Origin of the sequence: Escherichia sp. HH41S, assembly GCF_009820115.1 — a bacterium.
In the GTDB taxonomy this organism is placed as follows: domain Bacteria; phylum Pseudomonadota; class Gammaproteobacteria; order Enterobacterales; family Enterobacteriaceae; genus Escherichia; species Escherichia coli_F.
In genome coordinates this window covers 336,285-360,701 of sequence record NZ_VNXE01000123.1, presented here as the reverse complement: position 1 = coordinate 360,701, position 24,417 = coordinate 336,285, and the positions used below count along the sequence as shown (strand labels likewise).

26 protein-coding genes are annotated in these 24,417 nt (G+C 50.9%); 3 read left to right on the top strand and 23 right to left on the bottom strand.

Translation table 11 applies throughout. The features are described 5' to 3' along the window. Window positions 1-183: 183 nt before the first annotated feature. Window positions 184-816 (top strand): TetR family copper-responsive transcriptional repressor ComR, encoded by a 633-nt coding sequence (gene comR, locus FQZ95_RS25845; RefSeq protein ID WP_001356845.1) that lies wholly within the window; start codon window positions 184-186, stop codon window positions 814-816. A 62-nt stretch (window positions 817-878) separates the two neighbouring features. Here comR and FQZ95_RS25840 read toward each other — a convergent pair whose 3' ends face one another. The 8 genes from FQZ95_RS25840 to hinT all read right to left on the bottom strand — a co-directional run bounded on the left by FQZ95_RS25840 (window position 879) and on the right by hinT (window position 7,155). After that, entirely contained in the window at window positions 879-1,418 is a 540-nt protein-coding gene (locus tag FQZ95_RS25840; protein ID WP_001043462.1) for a glycine zipper 2TM domain-containing protein, read from the bottom strand. A gap of 226 nt (window positions 1,419-1,644) precedes the next feature. After that, a complete protein-coding gene (ndh, locus tag FQZ95_RS25835; protein WP_000211045.1) occupies window positions 1,645-2,949 on the bottom strand; it encodes an NADH-quinone dehydrogenase in 1,305 nt (434 codons plus the stop codon). A gap of 405 nt (window positions 2,950-3,354) precedes the next feature. Further along, window positions 3,355-3,897: an alpha/beta hydrolase YcfP gene (gene ycfP / locus FQZ95_RS25830; protein ID WP_000587933.1), complete on the bottom strand. Its 543-nt coding sequence runs from the start codon at window positions 3,895-3,897 to the stop codon at window positions 3,355-3,357. Window positions 3,898-3,919: 22 nt separating this feature from the next. Continuing rightward, complete coding sequence (gene nagZ, locus FQZ95_RS25825) at window positions 3,920-4,945, bottom strand: beta-N-acetylhexosaminidase (RefSeq protein WP_160530962.1); 1,026 nt, start codon at window positions 4,943-4,945, stop codon at window positions 3,920-3,922. 10 nt (window positions 4,946-4,955) lie between these two features. Then, window positions 4,956-5,780: a thiamine kinase gene (thiK, locus tag FQZ95_RS25820; protein ID WP_160530960.1), complete on the bottom strand. Its 825-nt coding sequence runs from the start codon at window positions 5,778-5,780 to the stop codon at window positions 4,956-4,958. After that, window positions 5,761-6,402 (bottom strand): penicillin-binding protein activator LpoB, encoded by a 642-nt coding sequence (lpoB, locus tag FQZ95_RS25815; RefSeq protein ID WP_000594311.1) that lies wholly within the window; start codon window positions 6,400-6,402, stop codon window positions 5,761-5,763. The genes thiK and lpoB overlap by 20 nt, the downstream gene beginning before the upstream one ends. 13 nt (window positions 6,403-6,415) lie before the next feature. Next, entirely contained in the window at window positions 6,416-6,793 is a 378-nt protein-coding gene (locus FQZ95_RS25810; RefSeq protein WP_001225293.1) for a YcfL family protein, read from the bottom strand. Between the two features lie 2 nt (window positions 6,794-6,795). Beyond that, a complete protein-coding gene (gene hinT, locus FQZ95_RS25805; RefSeq protein ID WP_000807125.1) occupies window positions 6,796-7,155 on the bottom strand; it encodes a purine nucleoside phosphoramidase in 360 nt (119 codons plus the stop codon). A gap of 333 nt (window positions 7,156-7,488) precedes the next feature. Between hinT and fhuE the strand changes: the two genes are divergently transcribed. Beyond that, window positions 7,489-9,678 (top strand): ferric-rhodotorulic acid/ferric-coprogen receptor FhuE, encoded by a 2,190-nt coding sequence (gene fhuE, locus FQZ95_RS25800; protein WP_160530958.1) that lies wholly within the window; start codon window positions 7,489-7,491, stop codon window positions 9,676-9,678. Between the two features lie 59 nt (window positions 9,679-9,737). On the opposite strand, the gene ptsG is transcribed toward fhuE, so the two are convergent. The 14 genes from ptsG to yceD form a co-directional block, all read right to left on the bottom strand. Beyond that, window positions 9,738-11,171, bottom strand: coding sequence for a PTS glucose transporter subunit IIBC (gene ptsG, locus FQZ95_RS25795; RefSeq protein WP_034167088.1), 1,434 nt, complete (start codon window positions 11,169-11,171; stop codon window positions 9,738-9,740). 293 nt (window positions 11,172-11,464) lie between these two features. After that, on the bottom strand, window positions 11,465-12,262 hold the full coding sequence (locus FQZ95_RS25790) for a metal-dependent hydrolase (RefSeq protein WP_000480245.1): 798 nt from the start codon (window positions 12,260-12,262) through the stop codon (window positions 11,465-11,467). A gap of 10 nt (window positions 12,263-12,272) precedes the next feature. Continuing rightward, window positions 12,273-13,277, bottom strand: coding sequence for a DNA polymerase III subunit delta' (gene holB / locus FQZ95_RS25785; protein WP_160530956.1), 1,005 nt, complete (start codon window positions 13,275-13,277; stop codon window positions 12,273-12,275). Beyond that, entirely contained in the window at window positions 13,274-13,915 is a 642-nt protein-coding gene (gene tmk / locus FQZ95_RS25780) for a dTMP kinase (protein ID WP_001257014.1), read from the bottom strand. The genes holB and tmk overlap by 4 nt, the downstream gene beginning before the upstream one ends. Continuing rightward, on the bottom strand, window positions 13,905-14,927 hold the full coding sequence (gene yceG, locus FQZ95_RS25775; RefSeq protein WP_160530954.1) for a cell division protein YceG: 1,023 nt from the start codon (window positions 14,925-14,927) through the stop codon (window positions 13,905-13,907). Before yceG ends, tmk begins: the two co-directional genes overlap by 11 nt. 2 nt (window positions 14,928-14,929) lie before the next feature. Further along, window positions 14,930-15,739: an aminodeoxychorismate lyase gene (gene pabC / locus FQZ95_RS25770; RefSeq protein ID WP_160530952.1), complete on the bottom strand. Its 810-nt coding sequence runs from the start codon at window positions 15,737-15,739 to the stop codon at window positions 14,930-14,932. A gap of 119 nt (window positions 15,740-15,858) precedes the next feature. Continuing rightward, window positions 15,859-17,100 carry a beta-ketoacyl-ACP synthase II gene (gene fabF, locus FQZ95_RS25765; RefSeq protein ID WP_000044678.1) on the bottom strand — a complete coding sequence of 414 codons (1,242 nt, stop codon included), beginning with the start codon at window positions 17,098-17,100 and terminating at the stop codon, window positions 15,859-15,861. 87 nt (window positions 17,101-17,187) lie between these two features. Then, window positions 17,188-17,424 (bottom strand): acyl carrier protein, encoded by a 237-nt coding sequence (gene acpP, locus FQZ95_RS25760; RefSeq protein WP_000103754.1) that lies wholly within the window; start codon window positions 17,422-17,424, stop codon window positions 17,188-17,190. A gap of 210 nt (window positions 17,425-17,634) precedes the next feature. Further along, a complete protein-coding gene (gene fabG / locus FQZ95_RS25755) occupies window positions 17,635-18,369 on the bottom strand; it encodes a 3-oxoacyl-ACP reductase FabG (protein ID WP_001008535.1) in 735 nt (244 codons plus the stop codon). 12 nt (window positions 18,370-18,381) lie between these two features. Further along, window positions 18,382-19,311 carry an ACP S-malonyltransferase gene (gene fabD / locus FQZ95_RS25750; protein ID WP_032183939.1) on the bottom strand — a complete coding sequence of 310 codons (930 nt, stop codon included), beginning with the start codon at window positions 19,309-19,311 and terminating at the stop codon, window positions 18,382-18,384. Between the two features lie 15 nt (window positions 19,312-19,326). Next, entirely contained in the window at window positions 19,327-20,280 is a 954-nt protein-coding gene (fabH, locus tag FQZ95_RS25745) for a beta-ketoacyl-ACP synthase III (protein ID WP_000288132.1), read from the bottom strand. 67 nt (window positions 20,281-20,347) lie between these two features. Then, a complete protein-coding gene (gene plsX / locus FQZ95_RS25740; protein ID WP_000197578.1) occupies window positions 20,348-21,418 on the bottom strand; it encodes a phosphate acyltransferase PlsX in 1,071 nt (356 codons plus the stop codon). 80 nt (window positions 21,419-21,498) lie between these two features. Further along, window positions 21,499-21,672: a 50S ribosomal protein L32 gene (gene rpmF, locus FQZ95_RS25735; protein ID WP_000290727.1), complete on the bottom strand. Its 174-nt coding sequence runs from the start codon at window positions 21,670-21,672 to the stop codon at window positions 21,499-21,501. A gap of 51 nt (window positions 21,673-21,723) precedes the next feature. Then, window positions 21,724-22,245: a 23S rRNA accumulation protein YceD gene (gene yceD / locus FQZ95_RS25730; RefSeq protein ID WP_001174481.1), complete on the bottom strand. Its 522-nt coding sequence runs from the start codon at window positions 22,243-22,245 to the stop codon at window positions 21,724-21,726. 198 nt (window positions 22,246-22,443) lie between these two features. Here yceD and yceF point away from each other — a divergent pair, with 198 nt between their 5' ends. Continuing rightward, window positions 22,444-23,028 carry a 7-methyl-GTP pyrophosphatase gene (gene yceF, locus FQZ95_RS25725; protein ID WP_001125202.1) on the top strand — a complete coding sequence of 195 codons (585 nt, stop codon included), beginning with the start codon at window positions 22,444-22,446 and terminating at the stop codon, window positions 23,026-23,028. A gap of 111 nt (window positions 23,029-23,139) precedes the next feature. On the opposite strand, the gene rluC is transcribed toward yceF, so the two are convergent. Beyond that, a complete protein-coding gene (gene rluC / locus FQZ95_RS25720) occupies window positions 23,140-24,099 on the bottom strand; it encodes a 23S rRNA pseudouridine(955/2504/2580) synthase RluC (protein WP_000846343.1) in 960 nt (319 codons plus the stop codon). Window positions 24,100-24,417: the final 318 nt, after the last annotated feature.

The following is a 24,417-nucleotide window of genomic DNA, read 5'->3' as shown; positions in this document are numbered from 1 at the left end:
TAAATGATAGATGTGATCTGGATCACATACAAGATATTTTTTATAACAATCATTAATTAATTTAAAAATCTTTAAATTTCAGTTAAATAGAAAGCAATTATTTTTATGGTTTGTGGACTGGTGAACGGAGGTGATTATTTTTATAATAACCTTTCATTCACAGTCACCAGGTACAACGGCATCATGGCAACTGACTCAACACAATGTGTAAAAAAAAGCCGTGGCCGCCCAAAAGTGTTCGACAGGGATGCCGCGCTTGATAAGGCCATGAAATTGTTCTGGCAGCACGGTTATGAAGCGACTTCTCTTGCGGACCTCGTCGAAGCGACCGGAGCCAAAGCGCCCACGCTATACGCGGAATTTACCAACAAAGAGGGGTTATTCCGCGCCGTACTCGACCGCTATATCGATCGTTTTGCCGCTAAGCATGAAGCACAGCTGTTTTGTGAAGAGAAAAGCGTGGAGTCTGCGCTGGCTGACTATTTTGCTGCCATCGCCAACTGCTTTACCAGCAAAGACACCCCGGCTGGCTGCTTTATGATCAATAACTGCACCACCCTCTCCCCGGATTCCGGAGATATCGCCAATACGCTGAAATCACGCCATGCGATGCAAGAGCGCACTTTGCAGCAGTTTTTATGTCAACGACAAGCGCGCGGGGAAATCCCGACCCACTGTGATGTGACGCATCTGGCTGAATTCCTTAATTGTATTATTCAGGGGATGTCGATCAGCGCACGCGAAGGTGCATCGCTGGAAAAACTGATGCAGATTGCCCGAACGACTTTGCGTTTATGGCCCGAACTGGTGAAATAAGGCGCAAAAAAAAGCCCCTCAGCCTGAGCGAATGGGGGGCTAAATTGCAGAATACAGCCTTGTTATACTTTGTTATTCAAAATCAGTTGCCCGTTGCCATCTAACGGGATCTGCGTACCCGGATCGCGGTCCATGCGGATTTTGCCCTGCTGATCGCCAATCTTATAGGTCACATCATAACCGAGCATTTTTTCTGACTTGTCATACACCGTTTTACAACGCTGTTGCGTAGTCGTGTAAGTATCGCTTTCCTGGAGAGAGCCCTGGATCTGGTTACCGGCATAGCCACCTCCCAGCGCCCCCACAACAGTGGCGACATCTTTACCGCGACCACCGCCAAACTGATGCCCTATCACGCCGCCAGCAACAGCGCCGAGCACCGACCCGGTAATGCGATTTTCATCCTGCACCGGTCGACGATGGGTCACTGTGACGTTGCGACACTCCTGACGCGGTGTTTTAACCGTTTCCTTGATTGGGGTTGCAGAAACAACCTGAGCGTATTGCGGGCCACGTTCAAACACGTTCAGACTGGCCACTGCCGCTACACCCAACGCAGCTGCGACACCAATCCCCATACCCGCCAACATTGATTTATTCACGGGAACACCTCCTTCTTTGCTGTTATGCCAATCATGCAAGTGAAGGAGAAAAGCAGCTATCAGACAGAAGATGAAAAGCGCGGGAATGGCTGGAAATACTTAGGGATTCGGAGGAGTCTGAAGGAATGCCTGATGCGACGCTTAACGCGTCATATCAGGCCTACCGCTCGTACCATTTGTCCAGGGCGGATAAGGCGTTTACGCCACATCCGCCAGTGTACGTCGATTAATGCAACTTCAAACGCGGACGAATAACGCGGTTGATACTACCCACCAGCATCATTAATCCAGTTTTAAAGTAACCATGTAGCGCAATCTGATGCATTCGGTACAGCGAAATATATACAAAGCGCGCGATACGTCCTTCAATCATCATTGAGCCGCGAGTCAGGTTACCCATCAGGCTACCAACGGTGGAGAAATTCGACAACGATACCAGCGAACCGTGATCTTTATACTGATAATTTTTCAGCGGCTTGCCGTTCATCTGCGCCAGAATGTTGTTCATTGCGCAGGTCGCCATTTGGTGTGCGGCCTGAGCACGCGGCGGAACAAAGCCCCCTTCCGGACGTGGGCATGACGCACAGTCGCCAATAGCGTAAATGTCGGGATCGCGTGTGGTTTGCAGCGTCGGTTCCACTACCAGCTGGTTGATACGGTTGGTTTCGAGACCACCAATATCTTTCAGGAAGTCTGGCGCTTTGATCCCGGCTGCCCACACCATCAGATCAGCCTCAATATATTCGCCATCTTTAGTGTGCAGGCCGCCTTCATCAGCACTGGTGACCATGGTTTGCGTCAGCACGCGAACGCCAAGTTTCGTTAACTCATTGTGGGCCGCAGCAGAAATACGTGGCGGCAACGCAGGCAAAATACGTTCGCCCGCTTCTACCAGCGTTACGTTCAGGGCTTCGTTGGTCAGACCTTTATAACCGTAGCTGTGCAGTTGCTTGACCGCGTTGTGCAATTCTGCGGAGAGTTCTACACCCGTCGCGCCGCCGCCGACAATCGCAATGTTCACTTTACCATTCGCGCCCAGGTTGGCGGAGTATTTCAGGAACAGATTCAGCATCTCCTGGTGGAAACGACGCGCCTGATGCGGGTTATCGAGGAAAATGCAGTTCTCTTTGACTCCTGGCGTATTGAAATCGTTAGAGGTGCTGCCCAACGCCATTACCAGGGTGTCATAGGCGATTTTACGTTCCGGAACCAGCAGTTCTCCTTTCTCGTCGCGCAGTTCTGCAATAGTGATTGTTTTCGCTTCACGATCAATATCAATGACGGAACCCAGCTGGAACTGGAAACCATGATTGCGCGCATGGGCCAGATAGCTCAACGCATCGACGCCTTCATCAAGCGAGCCAGTCGCCACTTCGTGCAACAGCGGTTTCCACAAGTGGCTGTGGTTACGATCGACCAGCGTAATTTTGGCTTTTTTCTTGCGTCCCAGCTTATGTCCCAGCTGTGTCGCCATTTCCAGCCCACCAGCACCGCCGCCGACAATCACAATTTTTTTCAATGGCGTAGTCAACGTGACCCCCTTAAATTTATTAACCAATTGTTAACTAATAGTTATTAACATAGCTCTTAATTAACAACAGGTTACAGCAATGAAAATGTTCTTCGTTATTGAGAATAACATGAATGGTGCATTGGTCATACCAAAATTGATGTTAATCAAGTTTTATTGCTGAAAAGATAGGCTGATTTACCGGCTGAGATCAAAAAATACAGCTTATTGTTTATTATTTAAACGAATTCAGGAGGGTGAGACGTATATGGAGGGCGTTTGGTAGGCCTGATAAGACGCGAGCGGCGTCGCATCAGGCACATTGCCAGTGTCGGATGCGGCGTGAACGCCTTATCCGACCTACAGAATTTACAGAATCTGGAACGCATCAGGTATCAGCAAGGTTACCTGATGCGACGAGGGCATTTAACCGAGGGTTTTGAACGCTTTAATGCGCTGCAAATGCGGGGAGATATTCTTGAATTTGTGCGTCTGCTCTTCGTCCCAGACAATCTCGTAATAATGATGCAACTCTTCAGATGTCCGCTGGCTGTTAAGCGCTTCATCGTTACGCGACAAAATCACCAGACAACGATCGCGATTCTTCTCGCGGAAGTTGGTCACACACTTAGTGGCAATATCGGCATACTCTTCCGGGCGATCAATCTTGCCTTCCATGTTCTCATAAGGGAACAAATTAGGGTTGAAGATCACCTGGCGGATATCGCAAAGAAAACCAATCCGTTCCGCCCAGTATCCGCCCAGACCAACGCCGCAAATCAGCGGACGCTCGTCGACGTTCAGTTGCAACATTTTGTCCACTTCTTTGAGCAGATGCTGCATATCATGTTTCGGATGCCGCGTACTGTAGCTTATCAAGCGTACATCCGGGTCAATAAACTGCAATTGTAAGACTTTCTCGTGGTTACCCGGACTGTTAGAGTCAAAACCGTGTAAATAGATAATCATCGCTTCCTCACATAAGCCAGGGTTAGTGACCTGCTTTCTCTTCCTGCCAGCGTTCATATAACTGATTCAGACGGGCGCTGATCTCTTTCCAGCGAGCCGAGTCCATCAGTTCCTGTCGCGAAAATGAACCTTTATGATACAAACGTGTAACACGTTCTGCCTTGATCGGTGACAGATTATCTAACACGCTGACGGCCCCTTTACGATTATTGCAGACCAGGATCATATCGCAACCCGCATCCAGTGATGCCTGCCCGCGTTCGGCATAACTGCCCATAATCGCGGCACCTTCCATCGATAAATCGTCGGAGAAAATCACGCCGTCAAAACCCAGTTCCTGGCGTAAAACGGTTTTCAGCCAGTGGGGAGAACCGCTCGCAGGACGCGGATCGACATCACTGTAGATCACATGCGCAGGCATAATGGCGTCGAGTTTATTTTCACGGATTAATGCGCTGAATACCGACATATCCTTGGCACGAATTTCCGCTTGTGGACGAGGGTCACGCGGCGTCTCTTTGTGTGAGTCTGCCGTTACCGCACCATGCCCAGGGAAGTGTTTACCGGTGGTTTTCATTCCGGCTTCATGCATGCCATCAATAAAGCGGCTGGCCATTGCCAGGGCTTTTTCGGGATCGGCATGATAAGAACGCTCGCCAATCGCCGCGCTTGTGTGCCCGACGTCCAGCACTGGCGCAAAGCTGATATCAATATCCATAGCAATCATTTCGCAGGCCATGAGCCAACCGGCCTCTTGCGCCAGTTTTCCACCTTCTTCCATTCCCAACAGCGCAGCGAATGACTGTGCCGCTGGCAAGCGGGTAAAACCTTCACGAAAACGCTGCACACGCCCACCTTCCTGATCCACCGCCACCACCAGATGATTGCGCGAAGCTGCACGGATCTGGCGCACCAGTTCGCGTAACTGGGCAGGATCGTGATAGTTACGCGTAAAGAGAATCAGCCCTCCTACCAGCGGATGCGCCAGTATTTCACGCTCTTCCGCGTCCAGTTCGTAACCTTCGACATCCAACATTACTGGACCCACACTGCTCTCCTTATTGTTTTATTGATAGCTGCCGCCAGGTGTCATCGGCAAGCCTGATAAATTGTTGATCGCCGGTTTGTCGCCAGCGGTACTCAAACCACCCAGCTTTGAGCATCAGCAGCCAGGGAAACCATCGCCTGACCTGATGCCATAATTGCGCCGGATTAATCTTCGCGCGCGCGGCATAGTCATTAACCAATCGCCGATGCTGGTCAGTATTTTCCACCCACACCGCCGCCAGTTCCAGCGCGATATCACCATCTCCGGCATACTCCCAGTCGATAAGTTTTAATCCTGACGCGCTATGCACTAAATTTCCGGCGTGGATATCCATATGCAATGGACACAAGCGTAAAGGCTGTGGTTCCCGCGCTTTGCGCAGACGTTTTAACATTCGCAGCCAACCCGCTGTCCGCCGCACCGGATCGCTTTGCTGCCAGTACAGTTCCAGTAACGGCAGCAGCGTTATTCGCCAGCCAAAACGCGGCTGTTGATGTAGATAATACAGCAAGCCTGCCAGTTCGTTGGTATCCGGCAAATGCGTTTTTACCTCGCCGGGCAGATAGTCGACCACCATCCAGTCACGGAGATATAAATGCGGCTTCGGTGCAATGCATGCGGGTAGTTGTGATAAAGCCCGATACTGGCGCAAGAACGCGAACCGCGGCGCATCAAGATCGTGCGGCTGACGCACAACAAAACGCTGGCCCTGATGTTCAATGAGAAAACTCCCGCCGCTAAGCCCACTATTAAACGTCGTGACGGGATGAAATTGCGGGAAAAAGCGCGACAGCAATTCGTCGCGCGTGATGGGATTATTGCTGCGAAACGGCACCTTTACCTGACCAGATAATTTCGCCCGTCTGCACCAGCATTAGCTGCATTTGTAGGGTCGGAGCGTTAACGTTGCCAGAGGCGCTGGAGTACAGCACGTAATGAGCACCGACGTTGCGGGCAATGCCTATGGCTTTACTACGGGTACCTAAACTGTCCTGCGGCGACAAACCTAACTGTTGCTTCGCCATCGACAGCTGCTGGGCGGAAACCAGGGTAAATTTACCGTTATTAGCCAGCGCATTTCGCAGCGTTTCGGTCGCTTCTGCGGCATTCAGCGAACCGTTAGTACGGTTGTTAACGCTATCAACCAGAAGGACGCTACCCGCAGTCACCCCGTCAGCCCCAAGCATCTTACTGACCATCGGCTGCATTGCGCCATTCCAGTCATAATGGCGAATATGCGGTGCAGGCGGTGCAGTTTGATCTTCGTGCTCAATTGGCCCTGGCTGCTGCGGGATCGTCGGCACCGAGGGCACTGTGGGGACAGGCTGTTGTGGCTCGGCTGGTTGTTCCGGCGCTGGTTTCACTTCTTCTACCGGTGCAGGTTCACGTTGCCCCACACACCCGGCGAGAAACATCGCCAGCGCGGCAATCAAAGCGTAGCGACTCATTTTTATCATCAAGATTCACCCCTTACAAATATAGATAAAGTCTGACTTTGTGCGCCCCCAGAAAATTGGCGCTGCCGTATAGCGTTACCGCCGAATGTGCGGGAATGGTAACGCTGCGTGGCGTTTCCAGAGGATGCATCTCAAGTCCTCTGGCGTCATACCAGTAAAAACGATAATGAACGGTAACGGGTTCTTGCCTTTCGTTATAAAGCGTTGAGGATGCTGAAGGTTGAATATCAGACGTCGAAAGGACGGGCTTTTCTGCACTGATGCCCGCAGCCAATAAAGATGACTCCATCACCAGCGATTGCTCATCATTCACCGGAATTTCCGGATGTGAACGACAGCCCACCAGCACTAACAACGCCAGAGACACCAGCCCAAAGCATCCTTTTCTCATCGTTACAGACCTTTATGCGCCAGCATTGGTCCCAGCGGACGGCCACCCAACAAGTGCATATGGATGTGATACACCTCTTGTCCGCCATGGCGATTGGTGTTCATGATCAGACGATAGCCATCTTCGGCAATACCTTCTTGCTCAGCAATTTTTGCCGCTACGGTGATCATGCGTCCCAGCGCCTGCTCATGCTCAGCAGACACGTCGTTCACAGTCGGAATGAGGATATTTGGAATGATCAGAATATGCGTTGGCGCTTGCGGCGAAATATCGCGAAACGCCGTTACCAGATCATCCTGGTAGACGATATCGGAGGGGATCTCACGACGAATAATTTTGCTGAATATAGTTTCTTCTGCCACGACATTTTCCTTTTTCAAATAGCCATGCGTTGCGCCATGCTACGCCGCGCCATACTGCGAGTATAGAGTATGGTCGAGTTAAACCTGCTCTTTCAACCTTAACTCACGATTTCTTAAGCAAAAAATCGTTTTACTGCCGTATATATCGTCATTATTCCCATTTCTGCCTGCGAATTCGCTGAAAAGACATTCTCTGTTTGGTTTACACGCCAAATATGAATGCGTATATTTCTCATTTGCATTTACATGCAAAATTATTCGCACACTATATATAACCGCTCATCATCCTCCTCCGGCATGAGCCTGACGACAACATAAACCAAGAGATTTCAAATGCTTTCAACACAATTTAACAGGGATAATCAACATCAAACCACCTCCAAACCGTCACTACTTGCCGGTTGCATAGCACTGGCACTCTTACCTTCCGCCGCTTTTGCTGCACCAGCCACTGAAGAAACGGTGATTGTTGAGGGTTCCGCCACTACTCCAGTTGATGACGAAAATGATTACAGCGTAACGTCTACCTCTGCGGGTACCAAAATGCAGATGACTCAACGTGATATTCCTCAGTCGGTCACTATTGTTAGTCAGCAGCGGATGGAAGATCAGCAGTTACAAACGCTGGGCGAAGTGATGGAAAACACGCTGGGGATCAGCAAAAGTCAGGCGGATTCCGATCGTGCTCTTTATTATTCCCGCGGATTCCAGATCGATAACTATATGGTTGATGGTATCCCCACCTATTTTGAATCGCGCTGGAATCTGGGCGACGCACTTTCTGATATGGCACTGTTTGAACGCGTAGAAGTAGTGCGTGGCGCGACAGGACTCATGACCGGGACGGGGAATCCATCTGCGGCAATTAATATGGTTCGAAAACACGCGACCAGTCGTGAATTTAAAGGCGATGTCTCGGCGGAATACGGTAGCTGGAACAAAGAACGGTATGTGGCGGATTTACAAAGCCCACTCACCGAAGATGGTAAAATCCGCGCGCGAATTGTCGGCGGCTACCAGAATAACGACTCATGGATGGACCGCTACAACAGTGAAAAGACCTTCTTCTCCGGCATTGTTGATGCTGATTTAGGCGATCTTACGACGCTTTCAGCCGGTTACGAATATCAGCGCATTGATGTTAATAGCCCAACGTGGGGCGGTTTACCGCGCTGGAATACTGATGGCAGCAGCAACAGTTACGATCGCGCACGCAGTACCGCACCTGACTGGGCGTACAACGATAAAGAGATCAACAAGGTCTTTATGACCCTGAAGCAGCGGTTTGCTGATACCTGGCAAGCGACACTGAATGCCACCCACTCCGAAGTCGAATTTGACAGCAAAATGATGTATGTCGATGCCTATGTAAACAAAGCGGATGGTATGCTGGTTGGGCCATACAGTAATTATGGACCTGGCTTTGATTATGTCGGCGGCACCGGTTGGAACAGCGGCAAACGTAAAGTTGATGCGCTGGATTTGTTCGCTGACGGTAGTTATGAATTGTTTGGTCGTCAGCACAATCTCATGTTTGGTGGCAGTTACAGCAAACAAAACAATCGTTACTTCAGTTCATGGGCCAACATCTTCCCGGATGAAATTGGCAGTTTCTACAACTTTAATGGCAATTTCCCACAAACCGACTGGTCACCACAGAATCTGGCGCAGGACGATACCACACATATGAAATCGTTATATGCTGCCACTCGTGTCACCCTTGCCGATCCGCTGCATCTGATCCTCGGCGCACGTTATACCAACTGGCGGGTTGATACGCTGACTTACAGCATGGAGAAAAACCACACCACGCCTTATGCTGGTCTGGTGTTTGACATTAATGACAACTGGTCGACCTACGCCAGCTATACCTCTATTTTCCAGCCGCAAAATGATCGTGACAGTTCAGGCAAATATCTGGCTCCAATCACCGGTAACAACTACGAGCTGGGTCTGAAATCGGACTGGATGAATAGCCGTCTGACCACCACGTTAGCCATCTTCCGTATTGAGCAGGATAATGTCGCTCAGTCCACCGGTACACCTATCCCCGGCAGCAACGGCGAAACCGCCTATAAAGCGGTGGATGGGACAGTCAGTAAAGGTGTGGAATTTGAACTCAACGGCGCAATTACCGACAACTGGCAGCTGACGTTTGGCGCAACGCGCTATATTGCAGAAGATAACGAAGGAAACGCCGTTAATCCTAATCTGCCACGCACCACGGTTAAAATGTTCACCAGCTATCGGTTGCCTGTCATGCCAGAGTTGACGGTCGGCGGTGGTGTTAACTGGCAAAATCGCGTGTATACCGACACCGTGACACCGTATGGCACCTTCCGCGCCGAGCAAGGTAGCTACGCGCTGGTGGATCTCTTCACCCGCTACCAGGTGACGAAAAACTTCTCGTTACAGGGGAACGTCAATAACCTGTTCGACAAAACCTACGATACCAACGTGGAAGGTTCTATAGTCTACGGCGCACCGCGTAATTTCAGCATTACCGGCACGTATCAATTCTGAATAACACCTGTAAAAAAGGCAGCCATCTGGCTGCCTTAGTCTCCCCAACGTCTTACGGATTAGTGGTTACGGATGTACTCATCCATCTCGGTTTTCAGGTTATCGGATTTAGTACCGAAAATCGCCTGAACACCAGAACCAGCAACCACTACGCCCGCTGCGCCCAGTTTCTTCAGGCCAGCCTGATCCACTTTAGACACATCAGCAACGCTGACGCGCAGACGGGTAATACATGCGTCGAGGTTAGTGATGTTTTCTTTACCACCAAACGCAGCAACCAGAGCCGGTGCCATTTCGCTGGTACCTGTCGCTTTTGCATCTTCAGTCGCATCTTCACGACCCGGCGTTTTCAGATCCAGTGCTTTAATCAGCACGCGGAAGATGGTGTAGTAAACAATTGCATAACCGATACCGACGATCGGGAACAGCCACAGTTTGCTGCTGTTACCAGACAGAACGATGAAGTCGATCAGACCGTGCGAGAACGACGTACCGTCACGCATCCCCAGAAGAATACAGATTGGGAATGCCAGGCCTGCCAGAATCGCGTGGATGATGTACAGGATCGGCGCAACGAACATGAAGGAGAACTCGATCGGCTCGGTGATACCGGTCAGGAACGAGGTCAGCGCCGCGGAGATCATGATACCGCCCACTTTCGCGCGGTTTTCCGGTTTAGCAGAGTGCCAGATAGCAATTGCGGCAGCTGGCAGACCGTACATTTTGAACAGGAAGCCGCCAGACAGTTTACCCGCAGTCGGGTCACCCGCCATATAACGCGGAATGTCGCCGTGGAAAACCTGACCTGCAGCGTTGGTGTATTCACCAATCTGCATCTGGAAAGGTACGTTCCAGATGTGGTGCAGACCAAACGGTACCAGGCAACGTTCGATGAAACCGTAAATGCCAAACGCAACTACCGGGTTCTGGTAAGCAGCCCACTGAGAGAAGGTCTGGATTGCAGAACCAATAGGCGGCCAAATGAAGGACAGCACAACGCCAGTAAAGATGGCAGCCAGGCCTGAAATGATCGGCACAAAGCGTTTACCGGCAAAGAAGCCAAGATACTCAGGCAGCTTAATACGGTAGAAACGGTTAAACATGTACGCTGCGATCGCACCGGAGATGATCCCCCCGAGTACGCCAGTATCCGCCAGGTGTTTAGCGGCGATTTCTTCAGCAGGTAAATGCAGTACCAGTGGCGCAACCACGGCCATGGTTTTAACCATGATGCCATAGGCAACAACTGCGGCCAGCGCGGATACGCCATCGTTATTGGTAAAGCCGAGGGCGACACCGATCGCAAAAATCAGTGGCATGTTTGCAAAGACGGAACCGCCTGCTTCTGCCATAACATGCGATACAACGGCGGGCAGCCAGCTGAAATTCGCGGAACCGACGCCCAGCAGAATACCTGCGATAGGCAGTACGGATACCGGCAGCATCAGCGATTTACCGACCTTTTGCAGGTTAGCAAATGCATTCTTAAACATAATTGAGAGTGCTCCTGAGTATGGGTGCTTTTTTACGTTCTCACGCGTGGCAAGGGGGGAGAGCCTCGCCGTGTACAGGGCATCTAAGCGCCCTTTATTTATTACACAGAGTAAAATAATTCAGTGCCGATTTGTTTGACGGCTATCACGTTTCAACTTCAGATCATTGGAGAAGTTGCACATTTTGACAAAACATATGTCACAATATTTCAAACGTGGTTATTCACCGCCCAATTTTCGGCGGTGAACTTTACTCGTTTTAGCCATTAATTACGAGCTTTAAAAAAACTCATTCAACGGATGGATTGAAGGCGGGAAGCGTCGATGTGAAACAGACGGGCGAAGTTATCGGTGGTTACCTGCGCCAGTTCTTCAACGGCAACACCTTTCAACACAGCCATGTATTCTGCAACGTCACGAACCATCGCAGGTTGATTCTCTTTTCCTCGATGCGGAACCGGTGCAAGGTAAGGTGAGTCAGTTTCTACCAGTAACCGATCGAGGGGGACATAACGCGCGGCATCGCGCAGTTGCTCCGCATTACGGAAGGTCACAATGCCGGAAAAGGAGATGTAAAATCCGAGATCCAGTAATTTACCCGCCGTTTCTCTGTCCTCTGTAAAACAGTGTAGTACGCCACCGCAATCCGTCACTTTTTCTTCGCGCAGAATTGCCAGCGTATCGGCGCGGGCGTCACGGGTGTGGACGATTACCGGCTTGTTCAGTTCACGACCAATCTGGATATGATGGATGAAGGACTCTTGCTGCCGTACTTTAGTTTCCGGCGTGTAATAATAATCCAACCCGGTTTCACCCAGCGCAACAACGCCCTCTTCTGCCGCCAGACGGCGTAAATCTTCTACATCGTAGGGATCATTCTGGTTGAGTGGATGCACGCCACAAGAAAATACGACGTTGTCACGTTCGCCTACCAGATCCCGCATGTGTAAATAACCCGGTAATGTTGTGGCGACTGCCAGACAAAATTTCACATCGCGTGCGGCGGCTTTCGCCAGAACGTCATCCACGTCCTTATGCAAAGATTCATAATCCAGACCATCGAGATGGCAGTGTGAGTCGACTAAAAACATGATGTCTCTCTTAAAGATGAGGAACCGGTAGCACAACGCCCGGTTGCAGGTAATGCTCAATACGCAGTAAAAGATCGGTGATGAGAAGCTCGCGGTTAATACCTGTGACAGACATTAACTGTTCACGAATGTGGCAAACATCCCCCAGTATAGCCTGCAGACGCGAGGGAGAAAGATGGTTTGCCAGTTCGACGACCAGGCCCGGCACATCAACATTGGTAACCTGCGCAGCGCCATGATGGCGTTTTAGCGCATCCATCAGCAACGTTGCCAACCAGTGTAAACGCGCCGGAGCTTGTTCATGATTAAGGGCCGCTAGCAGCGAATACCAGTCGCCCGATTGCACGCTATATGCCAGCGCCTGACACAATGTTTCACGAGCCTGCCAGATATCTCCCTGAAACAACGCCAGTGCCGCACCAAGCGAACCGGCGCTTAAGCGCAATGCGGCAAGTAGTGCATCCTGTGACATTGTCACTTCGCGTGAAAGCCAGGTCACGGCGTACTGTTCCGGCGGCGGCGCAAGGTAATGTAACCGACAACGACTACGTAATGTTGCCAGTAAACGTTCAGGCTCGCGGGTAGCAAGGAAAAACCAGGTTTCTGCTGGCGGCTCTTCAAGCGTTTTCAGCAATGCGTTAGCCGCGGCGTCAGTCAGTAAGGCAGCATCGGTTACCCAGACAACTTTCGCACCACCTAAGCGTGCGTGCTCATTTAACTTTTCGGTGACTTCACGTACCGCATCAATGCCCAGCGCATTTTTCCCTTTTTCGGGAGCCAGGGTGTAATAATCGGGATGCGTGCCAGCCTGCATCAACTGACATCCACGACAGTGACCGCAACTTTTGTGGCCCTGCGGTTGTTGGCAGAGTAAATAACGGCTCAGGGCGTAGATTAAAGCATCCTCGCCCATACCCGGTAACGCCTGAATGAGTAGCGCATGGTGACCTCTTCCGGCCTGATAGCTGGCTACCAGTTTTTCGAAATCAGGTCGTAACCATGGATACCATCTCATGCGTCCAACTCCTTCACCCAATTGGTCACGGTAGTGCGGATTGCATCCATCACGGACTCCAGCGGCTGGGTGGCATCAATGGTATGAATGCTTTTATCTTGTGCTGCCAGTTCCAGATAGCGGGCGCGGGTGCGATTAAAGAAATCGAAAGACTCTTGCTCAATACGATCCAGCTCGCCGCGCGCACGCGCGCGTTTTAAGCCAACTTCCGGGGTAACATCGAGATAGAGCGTTAAGTCGGGGCGAAAATCCCCGAGAACAGCATCACGCAATGTTGCCAGCATATGTTGGTCAATACCACGTCCGCCGCCCTGATACGCCTGAGTGGAGAGATCGTGGCGATCGCCAATCACCCAGGTGCCGTTAGTCAGCGCAGGTTTGATGACCGTTTCTACCAGTTGAACGCGCGCGGCATAAAACATCAGAACTTCGGCTTTATCGGTAATGACTTCATCGCCTACCGATTTGATATCCAGCACCAGGCTTCTTAACTTTTCGGCAAGTTGCGTACCGCCAGGTTCCCGAGTGAAAACCATGTCGCGGATACCCAGTTGCTCGAGCGTCTCAACCACCACGTTACGCGCGGTAGTTTTGCCTGCGCCTTCCAGCCCCTCAATGACGATATACTTACTGCGCATTTTTTTCCTTAAGCACTTTCAGATAATCCTGCACAGACTTGTTATGACTGGCAAGATTGGTATTAAACGTGTGACCACCTTTACCATCGGCCACAAAATAGAGATAAGGCGTTTTTGCCGGATGCGCAGCAGCCTTCAGCGAATCCGCCCCCGGCGTCGCTATCGCACCTGGCGGCAAACCGGTAATGGTATAGGTGTTATACGCTGTCGGCGTTTCCAGGTCTGCACGAGAAAGTTTGCCATTATAACGCTCTCCCATCCCGTAAATCACGGTCGGGTCGGTCTGCAGGCGCATACCAATGCGTAAACGGTTGATAAATACCGAGGCAACCTGATCGCGTTCGCTGGAAACGGCGGTTTCTTTTTCGATAATTGATGCCATCGTCACCAACTGGTTTTTATCTTTATAAGGCAGACCGTCCGCACGCCCTTCCCAGGCGCTATCGACCGCTTTCACCATTTTCTTGTGTGCACGCTTGAGTAACGCGACATCTGTGGTATTAGCGGTATACATCCAGGTGTCTGGCCAGAACCAACCTTCAATCCACTCCGGGTTTTCCAGTTCAAGTGCCTGCGCCACGGTAGCGTACTTATCATCGCTTAGCGTGTGCTTAATATACGGAGCCTCACGCAATTGTTTGAGGTAATCGCTCAGACGCATCCCTTCTACCAGTCGCAGAGGGAACTGTGCTTCTTTACCGCTTTCCAGCAATTTCAGCATCTCGCGCACGGTCATCTGCGGTGTAAAGCGGTAAGTCCCGGCTTTAAAGTGAGAAAGATCCGGTTCGATACGCAGCAGCCATTGAAAAACCCGTGGGCGATTGATGATCTTATCGGCGTAAAGCTGTTCACCGAGCGCCAGACGTCCGGTCCCTGGCTTCAGGGTAAATATCGTCTCTTCTTTGATAAGCAATTTGCTGTCGGCAAGATGGCGAACCTTCCCGACGCCCACACCAGCGGCGATACCCAGTACCACCAGCAATAACAAGATAATCAATAACACTTTTTTCATGACTAATTCGGGCGCTCACAAAGTGGGGCTAAATATTCATATAACGTTGCTGACGAAAAGGAGACATCGCCACAGGCACGTACGGGCATCACTGGCATTAACGCATTACAAATAACCATCTCATCTGCCTGCAACGCCTCTTCCAGAGTGGCTTGCACTTCGACAAGCTGATAAGAGGATTGTGCCAGTAAACGGATACAGAATTGTCGCATAATGCCGTTAACACCTGCCTGCTCCAGTCGCGGCGTATAAACTACATTGCCCTTCCGCCAGAACAAATTAGCCGCACAGCATTCCGTAACCCACCCTTCGCTGTCAAGGACCAGCGCCTCATCAGCGTTTGTCTGCTCAAGATGAGAGCGGATCAATACTTGTTCAAGCCGATTAAGATGTTTAATACCTGCAAGATGAGGATTGCGCCCCAGCCGCACCGGGCTTAGCGCCAACATCATCCCATCGTTACGCAAACGATCGTAATGTGCAGGATAAGCCGTAACAGAGAGAATCCGCGTTGCCGGTCCGCTGTTCAATGTGCTGTACCCTCGCCCGCCACTACCGCGACTGATCACGACCTTCAGCACACCATTCTGCTGTTCTGCTGCCAGCGTTTTCATCTCTTGTTCAAGCTGAGGCCAGAAGTCACAGGAAATCATCAACTGCTGGCAAGCATCCTGTAGTCGCTGGATATGTGCCGATAACAAACTGACTTTACCGTCGATAACTCTGGCGGTGGTGAAACAACCATCGCCAAACTGCGTAGCCCGATCGCTTGCTGCCAGCGATTCCTGTTTATGACCGTTAATTAAGAACATACCAACTCCTTACCAGAGAATTGTTAGTGTGGCAGCATGTTCACTACGGAACAAGTCGGAATAAAAGCTAAGAAAAAAGGCCCGCAAGCGGACCTTTTATAAGGGTGGGAAATGACAACTTAGATCTTTTTAAAGATCAAAGAACCATTAGTACCACCGAAGCCGAAGGAGTTACACAGCGTGTATTCCATTCCGCTAACCTGACGCGCTTCGTGCGGTACGAAATCCAGATCGCAACCTTCATCCGGATTATCCAGGTTGATGGTTGGCGGAACAGCCTGATCGCGCAGTGCCAGGATGGAGTAGATAGACTCTACTGCACCCGCCGCACCTAACAGGTGACCGGTCATAGATTTCGTGGAGCTCACCAACACACGGCTGGCAGCTTCACCGAAGATGCTTTTAACAGCCTGCGCTTCAGCTTTATCGCCAGCCGGTGTAGAAGTACCGTGCGCGTTAACGTAGCCAATCTGACTCGCTTCAATGCCTGCATCACGCAGAGCATTTGCCATTGCCAGAGCTGCGCCTGCGCCGTTTTCTGGCGGTGACGTCATATGGTAAGCATCGCTGCTCATACCAAAGCCAACGAGTTCAGCGTAAATTTTCGCCCCGCGTTTTTTCGCGTGTTCGTACTCTTCCAGTACCAGCATACCGGCACCATCGCCCAGTACGAAACCATCGCGCTCTTTATCCCACGGGCGGCTCGCCGCTTGCGGGTTATCATTGCGGGTAGATAATGCACGTGCCGCGCCAAAACCACCAACGCCCAGCGGCGTACTGGCTTTCTCTGCGCCACCTGCAACCATCACGTCAGCATCGCCATACGCGATAATACGCGCAGCATGACCGATGTTGTGCACGCCAGAAGTACAGGCGGTCGCGATAGAGATGCTTGGGCCACGCAGGCCATACATGATAGTCAGATGACCTGCCACCATGTTCACAATCGTTGACGGAACGAAGAATGGGCTGATCTTACGTGGGCCACCATTCATCAGAGATGTGTGGTTTTCTTCAATCAGTCCGAGGCCGCCAATCCCGGAGCCAATTGCGGCACCAATACGGGTTGCGTTCTCTTCCGTTATTTCAAGGCCAGAATCCTGCATGGCCTGAACGCCAGCGACAATTCCATATTGAATGAAGGCATCCATCTTGCGCTGTTCTTTGCGCGAGATAATGTCCTCACAGTTAAAATCCTTTACTAAGCCAGCAAATTTCGTTGCATAGGCGCTAGTATCGAAATGGTCGATTAGGCTGATGCCACTCTGACCGGCAAGCAGAGCTTTCCAGGTAGACTCTACGGTATTGCCGACAGGAGACAACATGCCCAGTCCGGTCACAACTACACGACGCTTAGACACGTTTGTCCTCCAGGGAGGGAAAAAATGATTCTAGTGGGACAAAAAGATAAAACTCAGGCGGTCGAACGACCGCCTGGAGATGTTCACTTACGCCTGGTGGCCGTTGATGTAATCAATGGCAGCCTGAACGGTGGTGATTTTCTCAGCTTCTTCGTCCGGAATCTCAGTATCAAACTCTTCTTCCAGAGCCATTACCAGCTCAACGGTGTCAAGAGAATCCGCGCCCAGGTCTTCAACGAAAGAAGCATTGTTGGTAACTTCTTCCTGCTTAACGCCCAGCTGTTCGCCGATAATTTTCTTAACGCGTTCTTCGATAGTGCTCATACTCTTAAATTTCCTATCAAAACTCGCTTTCGCGATGGTTTTCGTAGTGTATAAAATGTTGAAAAATTTGCAACTAAATCCCGGCAGGTCTTACCACGATTTTACGTTATTTTGAGGCCTTACCCCCCAATAACGCAAATCATTTTGCACTAATTATTACTCATAACCACGCAGACTGCGCGCAACATGAGCATTTTGTGCAAATCGCGGTCAGACCATGTACATCCCGCCGTTCACATGCAAAGTTTCACCCGTGATGTAAGCTGCTTCGTCGGATGCCAGGAATGCAACCGCGTTGGCGATTTCCTGTGCACCGCCGAGGCGACCCGCAGGAACCTGCGCCAGGATACCCGCACGCTGGTCATCGCTCAGCGCACGTGTCATGTCCGTTTCAATAAAGCCCGGAGCAACAACGTTTACAGTAATACCGCGTGACGCAACTTCGCGCGCCAGTGATTTACTGAAGCCGATCAAGCCCGCTTTCGCCGCAGCGTAGTTGGCCTGACCGCCATTTCCCATGGTACCAACCACAGAACCGATAGTGATAATACGACCATGACGCTTTTTCATCATAGCGCGCATTACCGCTTTTGACAGACGGAAAACAGATGAAAGGTTAGTTTCGATAATATCGTTCCACTCTTCATCTTTCATTCGCATTAACAGGTTATCACGAGTGATACCGGCATTATTGACCAGGATATCCACTTCACCAAATTCTGCGCGAATTTTTTCCAGAACAGATTCGATAGATGCTGGATCGGTCACATTCAACATCAGACCTTTACCGTTAGCACCTAAATAATCGCTGATCGCCTGAGCGCCGTTTTCACTGGTCGCAGTGCCAATAACTTTCGCGCCACGGGCTGCGAGCGTTTCAGCAATTGCGCGGCCAATTCCGCGGCTTGCACCGGTTACCAGTGCGATTTTTCCTTCAAAATTCATGATTTTCCTCTTTTATAGCTCGAGCGCCGCTGCCATCGCTGAAGGTTCGTTCAGCGCCGAGGCGGTCAGGGTGTCGACAATGCGTTTCGTCAGGCCAGTAAGCACTTTGCCCGGGCCGACTTCATAAAGATGTTCTATGCCTTGCGCTGCCATGTATTCAACAGACTTCGTCCACTGAACCGGGTTATACAACTGACGTACCAGTGCGTCACGGATGGCATCACCATTGGTTTCGCATTTCACATCAACGTTATTCACAACAGGTACTGTTGGTGCGTTAAAGGTGATTTTTGCTAATTCTACTGCCAGTTTGTCGGCTGCCGGTTTCATCAGCGCACAGTGAGACGGTACGCTCACTGGCAACGGCAGCGCGCGTTTTGCGCCTGCAGCTTTACAGGCAGCGCCAGCACGCTCAACGGCTTCTTTATGTCCCGCAATTACCACCTGGCCTGGAGAGTTGAAGTTTACCGGAGAAACCACCTGACCTTCTGCAGCTTCTTCACACGCTTTCGCAATAGACGCATCATCCAGACCGATGATTGCCGCCATAGCGCCCGTTCCTTCCGGTACGGCTTCTTGCATGAACTTACCGCGCATCTCAACCAGACGCACCGCATCAGCGAAATCAATCACACCAGCGCAAACCAGCGCAGAGTATTCCCCGAGGCTGTGACCGGCCATCATCGCTGGTGCTTTACCGCCCTGCTGCTGCCATACGCGGTACAGCGCAACTGATGCAGTCAACAGCGCTGGCTGAGTTTGCCAGGTTTTATTAAGTTCTTCGGCTGGCCCCTGCTGAGTCAGCGCCCACAGGTCATAACCCAGCGCCGCAGAAGCTTCAGCAAACGTTTCTTCGACAATGGGATAGCTCGCCGCCATATCAGCCAGCATTCCAACGGTTTGAGAACCCTGTCCAGGGAACACAAATGCAAATTGCGTCATGTTTTAATCCTTATCCTAGAAACGAACCAGCGCGGAGCCCCAGGTGAATCCACCGCCAAAGGCTTCAAGCAGAACCAACTGCCCCGGCTTAATGCGCCCGTCACGTACAGCTTCATCCAGCGCGCACGGGACAGAGGCCGCAGAGGTATTACCGTGGCGATCCAGCGTCACCACGACATTGTCCATCGACATGCCGAGTTTTTTCGCCGTTGCACTGATAATACGCAGGTTAGCCTGATGCGGCACCAGCCAGTCCAGTTGAGAACGGTCAAGATTATTCGCCGCCAGCGTCTCATCAACGATGTGCGCCAGTTCCGTTACCGCAACCTTGAAGACTTCGTTGCCCGCCATCGTCAGATGAATTGAATTCTCTGGATTCACACGGTCAGCATTAGGTAGCGTCAGCAATTCACCATAGCTACCATCAGCGTGCAGATGGGTAGAGATGATTCCCGGCTCTTCAGAGGCAGCCAACACCGCAGCGCCCGCGCCATCGCCAAAAATAATAATAGTCCCGCGATCTGTTGGATCACAGGTGCGCGCCAGTACATCGGAACCGACGACCAGAGCATACTTCACCGCCCCAGATTTCACGTATTGATCGGCTACGCTTAACGCGTAGGTGAAACCTGCGCAGGCTGCTGCAACGTCAAATGCCGGGCAACCTTTAATACCCAACATGCTTTGAATCTGACATGCTGCGCTCGGGAAAGCGTGCGTAGCAGAAGTTGTTGCCACAACGATCAGGCCAATCTGGTCTTTCTCAATGCCCGCCATCTCAATTGCGCGTGTCGCCGCTTCAAAGCCCATGGTTGAAACGGTTTCGTTTGGCGCGGCAATGTGGCGTTCGCGGATACCGGTACGAGTGACAATCCACTCGTCAGAGGTGTCCACCATTTTTTCCAAATCGGCGTTTGTCCGCACTTGTTCGGGCAGATAGCTGCCAGTACCAATAATCTTCGTATACATGTACGCTCAGTCACTTTTCGGTTATATACCGTCACTTGCAAACTGCGAGTTCGCTGGCAGCGTCCTGCTACCGCAGAGTTCCGCTTTTGCCACCGTCCAGCAGCTCAAAACCAGCTGGGTATACAGATTCCAGGCGAGCGGCAATTCGCTGAGGAACTTGTCGCTGCACCGCCTGCACTGCCTGTTCAATCGCGACCGCAAAAGCTCGCTGATTGGCCGCACCATGACTTTTTATCACCGTGCCGCGCAATCCTAACAGACAGGCGCCGTTATACTGGTCGGGGTTGAGGTGACTGAATCGCCTCGTCAGGCTCTTTTGTAGCCAACGCTTTAATAACAGTAGCCACCACGACCGTTTTTTCCCTTCACCCTGAGATTTCAGCAGAGAAAGGAACATCCTGACAACACCTTCCATCGTCTTTAATGTGACATTTCCTGTAAAGCCGTCACAAACCAGCACATCTGTCTTGCCAGTTAACAACTCATTGGCTTCAAGATAGCCGATATAATTGATAGAAGGGATTGTTTTAAGCACTGCTGAGGCATCCCGAATACTGTCGAGACCCTTTACTTCTTCTTCACCAATATTGAGCAACGCCACGCGAGGATTGGGAATTTCCACCACCTCTTCAGCCAGAACTGAGCCCATAATGGCAAATTGCACCAACATTGTACTGTCACAATCGACGTTGGCCCCTAAATCGAGGACCACCGTTTTGCCCTTTTGCTGATGCGGTAATACCGTCACCAGCGCCGGACGCTCAATCCCCTCCAGGGGCTTGAGTAATAATTTTGCCAGCCCCATCAGCGCCCCGGTATTACCGGCACTGACACAGGCTTGCGCTCGACCTTCTTTCACCAGCTCAAGGGCCACGCGCATTGAACTACCACGACTGGCGCGGATAGCTTGCGAAGGCCGGGCATCACTGGCGATAACTGACTGCGCAGGAATAATCTGCAGACGCGAACGTTGTTCAAAGTCAGCTTTAGCAAGTAATGGCGTGATGGCGTCGGGATTGCCGACTAAAAGAAGAGTGAGTTGCGAATTAGAATTCAGTGCCTGCAATGCTGCAGGCACTGTCACGGAAGGGCCAAAATCCCCTCCCATGACATCTAACGCCAGGGTTAGACGTGTCAAGGTATCGTCGCCGCCCGGTTTGGTCTTTCCCCAGTTGCCTGGGGAAAATCCTCACTAAGCTTCATCACGCAGACGCGTGATTACTTAGCGATGACCTTGCGGCCGCGGTAGTAACCGTCGGCAGTGATGTGGTGACGCAGGTGTTTTTCACCAGAAGTTTTGTCTACAGACAGGCTGGTGACTGCGGTCAGCGCGTCATGGGAACGACGCATGCCACGTTTGGAACGGGTTGGTTTATTCTGTTGTACGGCCATGGACCTTACTCCTCAATTACGGTTTATCCCCGATCCAACGGGGAGCACCAATTACTTACGCTTTAAGCTGGCTAATACGGCAAATGGGTTTGGCTTTTGCGCTTCTTCAGGCAGTTCACCAAAGACCATGTCCGCTTCGGACACTTCACAGTGTTCAGAATCATGCACCGGAACTACCGGCAAGGCGAGGATGATTTCATCTTCAACCATTGCAAGCAGATCGATTTCACCGAATTCGTTAACCTCAATCGGTTCATACGCTTCCGGCAGTGCTTCAGCCTGTTCGTCTGAACGCACAGGACTAAAACAATACGTTGTGTAGACCTGATGAGTAAACGGCTTCCCGCAACGCTGACACTCGAGCGTTACCGTCACCTTCGCATCGCCGTTTAACACTGCGAGACGTTGGTTATCGATAGCGAACGACATGGAGCATTCCACATCACTGTCCACACTGACTACGGATTCGGCGACGCGCTCAACCTGATCAGGGGTATAGATACCCTGGTAATCAAGGCGTTTTTGAGCCGTACGAACCGGATCGAGAGTCAGGGGTAATTTTACCTTTTGCATAGGGCGCGCATATTAACTTTGTAACGTCATAGAGTCAAAGAAAAAGGCAGCCTGTGGTTGCCTTTTGCCAATAATTCGCACACATTGCGGGTTACTGCTTTATTTTCGTTCAGTGCTGATAACGAACATCAACCTGCAAAACGAAGCGCATAGTTTAAAATGGCTATCATCAATACGCTATATCTGATGGAAAAAAATATGCCTAAACTTATTTTAGCCTCCACCTCGCCCTGGCGCCGCGCTCTTCTGGAAAAACTGCAAATCTCTTTTGAATGTGCAGCACCCGAGGTCGACGAAACCCCACGCAGCGACGAATCACCGCGACAGTTGGTGCTTCGACTGGCACAAGAAAAAGCGCAATCTCTGGCGTCACGTTATCCGGATCATTTAATTATTGGTTCAGACCAGGTATGTGTTCTTGATGGCGAAATCACCGGTAAACCGTTAACGGAAGAAAATGCCCGTCTGCAATTACGCAAAGCCAGCGGCAATATCGTCACCTTCTATACTGGACTGGCGTTGTTTAATTCGGCGAATGGGCATCTGCAAACAGAAGTGGAGCCTTTTGACGTCCATTTCCGTCACCTGAGCGAGGCGGAGATTGATAATTACGTGCGTAAGGAGCATCCCCTGCACTGCGCGGGTAGCTTTAAGAGTGAAGGATTTGGCATTACGCTGTTTGAGCGTTTAGAAGGGCGTGACCCTAACACGCTGGTTGGTTTACCGCTAATCGCGCTGTGTCAGATGTTACGTCGGGAAGGGAAAAATCCGCTGATGGGATAGTTTTTTACGCCGGATGCAGGTATGTCGCATCCGGCAATCGGTGCTGGCGGCCTGATGCGGCGTAAACGCCTTATCAGGCCAACCGCCCATTATCAGGTTTATATGCTTGTATTAGCGCGCGTTACGCAGCTTTTGCAAACAACGCTTCAAACCTTCATCCATCGGCGCTTCGATACGCATCACCTCACCGGTTCCCGGATGGGTAAACTTCAACGCTGCGGCGTGCAGGAACAGACGATTTAATCCCGTGCCTGCTTCAGTGAGCTGTCTATCAAATTCACGGTCACCGTAGCGATCGTCAAAGGCAATCGGATGACCCGCATACTGTGTATGCACACGGATCTGATGAGTACGCCCAGTTACCGGGCTACAACGCACCAGGGTGGCAAATGCATAGCGTTCTTCCACTTTAAAGCGTGTTTCCGACGGTTTACCTTCCTGACTCACACGCACGATACGTTCGCCGCTTTGCAGAATATTTTTCAGCAACGGCGCTTGTACGCTCTTCACATGCGACTGCCACTGACCGCGCACCAGCGCCAGGTAATCTTTTTGCATCCCTTTTTCACGTAATTGCTCATGCAGAGAACGCAACGCCGAGCGTTTTTTCGCTACCAGCAACACACCGGAAGTGTCCCGGTCGAGACGATGTACCAGTTCAAGGAACCGCGCTTCCGGGCGCAACGCCCGTAAACCTTCGATAACGCCGAAGCTTAAACCACTGCCGCCATGTACTGCCGTACCGGAAGGTTTATTCAGCACCAGGATATGGTCATCTTCATATAAGATGACGTCCGCCAGCGCCGCCACCTTTTGCAGATGTGGCGAAACCGCCTCCTCTTCACGTTCAGCAACGCGAACCGGTGGAATGCGCACCTCATCACCTGCTTCGAGTTTATATTCAGGCTTAATACGTTTTTTGTTCACCCGCACTTCGCCTTTACGCAAAATACGGTAAATCATACTTTTAGGTACGCCTTTCAATTGGGTACGCAAAAAGTTGTCGATACGTTGCCCCGCTTCGTCCGCGGTGATAGCAACAATTTTTACGGATGGAGTCTCTGTTTTCATGGTGGGCGATTCTAATTAGCCAACAGGATTCGCGCCACTCATTTTTCTATGCTTATATTTAGTTTTGCACCTTATTACTTCACTACGTCATCACTTTATTGATGGTTATTAAACCAATCACCATTAAGAAGTGAAAAAACTGTGAGTAAGCGGGTGATAAATGGTAAAAGTCATCTTGCTATAACAAGGCTTGCAGTGGAATAATGAGAACGTTTCCGTGTCCATCCTTGTTAAAACAAGAAATTTTACGGAATAACCCATTTTGCCCGACCGATCATCCACGCAGCAATGGCGTAAGACGTATTGATCTTTCAGGCA